Genomic DNA, 3,554 nt, shown 5'->3' on the forward strand with positions numbered 1-3,554 from the left:
GGGAGGAGAGGGGCGACGGCGACCGAAGTAATCAACCGGAAACCGTATCAGCCGGAAGTCGGCTGAAAGACTCGCCCCTCCTCGAAAGGCCGAAGCCGCGGCGGCCCGCAGGCCGCCGGCCCTCACTTCGACGGCAGCGTCGGATCGCCGAAGCGCTTGGCGAGGAAGAGGATGTCGTCCTCGTCCTTCGCCTGCTCCACGAGGCTGCCCTTGGCCTCGTCGAAGAACCACGTGGCGTATTTCGACGGGGCGGCGGCCGGCCGCTCCTTGCCGCGCAGGACGATGTCGCCGCCTTCGATGGAGCGGATCACGTCCTTCGGCACCAGCGGCTTGTGGGCCACCGCCTCGATGGTGGCCGGCCGGCTGGCGACGGCGCCCGGGTTCAGCGTGCTGGCGGCGGTCGCCAGGATCGAGGAGGGCAGCGACAGGCCGGCATCGAAGGTCCAGATCGCCCGCTTCTTGTAGAAGCCGACGAGCGAGACGCCGTCGGTGCCCTCGCTGATCTGATCCGCCCCCGTCGAGGCGCCCTGCGGCACGCCGTATTGCGGTGCCGACAGCCACGGCGCGACCGCGGACGGGGTGCCCAGGGCCGCGTGGCCGTAGGTCGCCGCGTAGCTCGCCACCGACGGTGCGCCCCACTGCCCGGCGACCGGCATGCCGTAACGGAAGTTGATGAAGCGCGTGTCGGAGCCGGCCGTGTTGATCACGCCGATGCTGTCCTTGAACAGCGCCGGGGTGAAGCTGCCCTGGTTCAGGCCGGTCCCCGGCAGGAGCACCGTCAGCGCGTTCGGCCCGATCATCCGGCCGTCGGCGTTGACGCTCGGCACCAGCGTCGCCTGCGCCCCGAAGATGCGGTTGCTGCCGGCACCGCCCGCGATGATGTCCTCGCCCGCCGTGATGGTCCCGGCATAGACGCCGGAGGCCGGCGTCGCGGAGTCCGGGACGCCCATGACGAAGCGCACGTCGAACAGGACGCTCTGCAGGTCGAACCGGGCATCCCGAGCCGCACCGATCCAGCCGCGGTAGCCGGCGGTGAGGCTCAGCGGTCCGGCGAAGCCGAAAGGGCTGTCCCAGGCCAGGCCGTAGTAGAGCGGGTTGCGCCAGCCGAGGACGCTGCCGGCGAGCGCGTTCCAGGCGGAGCGGGTCCACGGGTCGAGATCCCCGCCGAGCCCAAGGCTGCCGGTCCCGAGGACGCGGGCATCGACCTGCGCGCGATCCTCGGCGAGGCTCGCGGCGGTCACGTCCCGGCCCTCGGCCGCGCTGGCGGCCGGGATCTGGATGAAGCCGGTATCGCCGATCAGCAGGTCGTCGCCGGCACCGCCGGTGATCCGGTCGCCGCCGCTGTGGAAGCGGTCGCCGCGGGCGCCGACCGTGACGAACCAGTGCAGGGCTGCCGACTTCAGGTCGACGGGGAAGTCCGCCGTCAGATGCAGACGCATCGCGGTGAACCGCTCCGCTGCCCGCGCCGCCACGGCCGCCTCGACGGAGGCCGCGTCCTGGGCCCGGGCCGGATCGAAGGCCGCGAGCGCGCGGGCCACGCCGGGCTGGAGCATCACCAGGGTGTCGCCGATGACGAGGTCGTCCCCCGCACCCGCCTCGATCGTGTCGTTGCCGATCGAGAGCGTATGGCCCGTGCGCATCGCGTCCGGCAGGCCGTAGGCGAGGAGCTGGTTCAGCGGCAGACCCGCCATCGTCTCCAGCCGCGCCGTGACCGGCGCCTGGGCGGCGCGCCCCGTCATGGCGAGGTCGGTGAGGACCGCGCGCATGTCGGAGAGGAAGTCGCTGAGGCCCAGCGCCGCTTCGACGCTCTGGCTCCGCAGCGGTCCGGTGCCGCGCACGATGGTGCGGCCGGCATCGCCCACGATGACGTCGTCGCCGTCGCCGCCGGTGATGGTGTCGTTGCCGTAGGCGATCGTCCGGCCGGCGGCCCCCTGCATCAGGTCGACGCCGCGGCCGAGCGTGGCGAAGACACCGAGCAGGTCGCCCATGGAGGCCGAGACCTTGTCGATCTGGGCGTTGAGCGCGGCGTAGGCGGTCACGTCGAGGGTGTAGGTCTCGCCGCTGTCGCCGTAGATCGTGTCGTTGCCCGCACCGCCCTCGATGGTGTCGTTGCCCGCCAGCACGCCGTTGGTGCCGTAGAGGCTCGGAACCAGCGAGGCGTAGACCGTCAGGCGCGCCCCGTCGCCGCGCCGGATCGGGTCGGAGCCGGCGATGTCGGCGGCCAAGCCGGCCATCGCCGGATAGACCTCGATGCGCGGGGCGCCGGCGCCGAGCGCGCCGGGGACGAGGTTGGCGGCCGGCACCACGACCTCGCCGCCGAGCGGCAGCACGAGGCCGGTCTCCGGCGCCGCCCCGATCAGCCGGATCGCGTTGACGACCGCCGGCTTGTCCGAGGCCGTCTCCGCGAGGTTCGAGGCGCGGTCGCCGTAGATCAGGTCGTCGCCGGCCCCGCCCATCAGGAGGTCGTTGCCGCGCTGGCCGAACAGCACGTCGTTGCCGTCGCCGCCGGCGAGGATGTCGTCGTCGGCCTTGGCCAGCGAGACGGTGAGCGCGGAGGTCGCCCAGGCACCCCCCTCGCCCGTGGTCAGGCGCGTCCCCGCGCCGTCGCGGGCGCCGACCGCGAGGACCAGGTCCGCCCGTGCCAGCCGCTCGGCGAGGTCGGCCGTGCGTGCGGCGGCCGACTGCGAGTCCGTGGCGATGGCGGCCGTGACCGTGCCGATCTCCTCCAGCACCACGTCGCGGTGCCAGGTGCCGTCGCTGTTGAGGACCGCGCTGCCGTCCTGACCGTAGGCGCGCACGATCCGGCCCTCGTCGCCGAGGAGGTAATCGACCCCGGTGCCGCCATCGATCCGGTCGCGGCCGAGGCCGCCGACGATCTCGTCGGAGCCTTCCTCGCCGTAGATCAGGTCGTCGCCCATCTGGCCGAAGATCCGGTCGTCGCCCGCGCCGCCGGCGATCGCGTCGTCGCCGCCGACGAAGTCGATGAGGTCGAAGCGCAGCACGTCGCGGGTCACCGTGTCGGCGAAGGGACCGGGGTTGCGCTGCCACGCCACCGACTTCACGTCGTCCACGAGCACGTTGCGGGTGATGACGCCGTTGTCGCCGAGGATCACGTCCGCGCCGGTGCCGCCATTGATGAGATCGTTGCCGTCGGCCCCGCCGAGCACGTTGTGGCCGCCGGTGATGTCGTCGTCGCCCTCGCCGCCGGAGAGCGTGTCGTCGCCCTGCTGGCCGTAGAGGAAGTCGTCGCCCGCGCCGCCCTCGATCGTGTCGTTGCCGCCGCCATCGGTCGCGGCGGTGAAGATCGACACCGCGCGCTGGTTCACCGGCAGGGCCAGATCGTAGAGCATGTGGTCGCCGAACAGCACGTCGTGGCCGCCCGCGCCGAGGATCACGTCCGCACCGGTGCCGCCGGCCGCGGTATCGTTGCCGTCGCCGGCCTCGATGCGGTCGTCGCCGCCCGCGAGCGGGTCGGTGGAGGCGACCCGCCGGATCACCGCGCGGCCGGAGGCCAGGGCGAGATCCGCCCGGCCGTTGTCGCCGAGGATCATGTC

The 3,554-nt window shown here is 72.9% G+C and carries 1 pseudogene; it reads right to left on the minus strand.

Annotated features, from left to right (window positions below):
* Positions 1–122: 122 nt before the first annotated feature.
* Positions 123–3,554 (minus strand): annotated as a pseudogene (locus MFF42_RS19930) (calcium-binding protein); the annotation flags it as partial.

This window comes from Methylorubrum podarium (assembly GCF_022179745.1).
Taxonomy (GTDB): domain Bacteria; phylum Pseudomonadota; class Alphaproteobacteria; order Rhizobiales; family Beijerinckiaceae; genus Methylobacterium; species Methylobacterium podarium.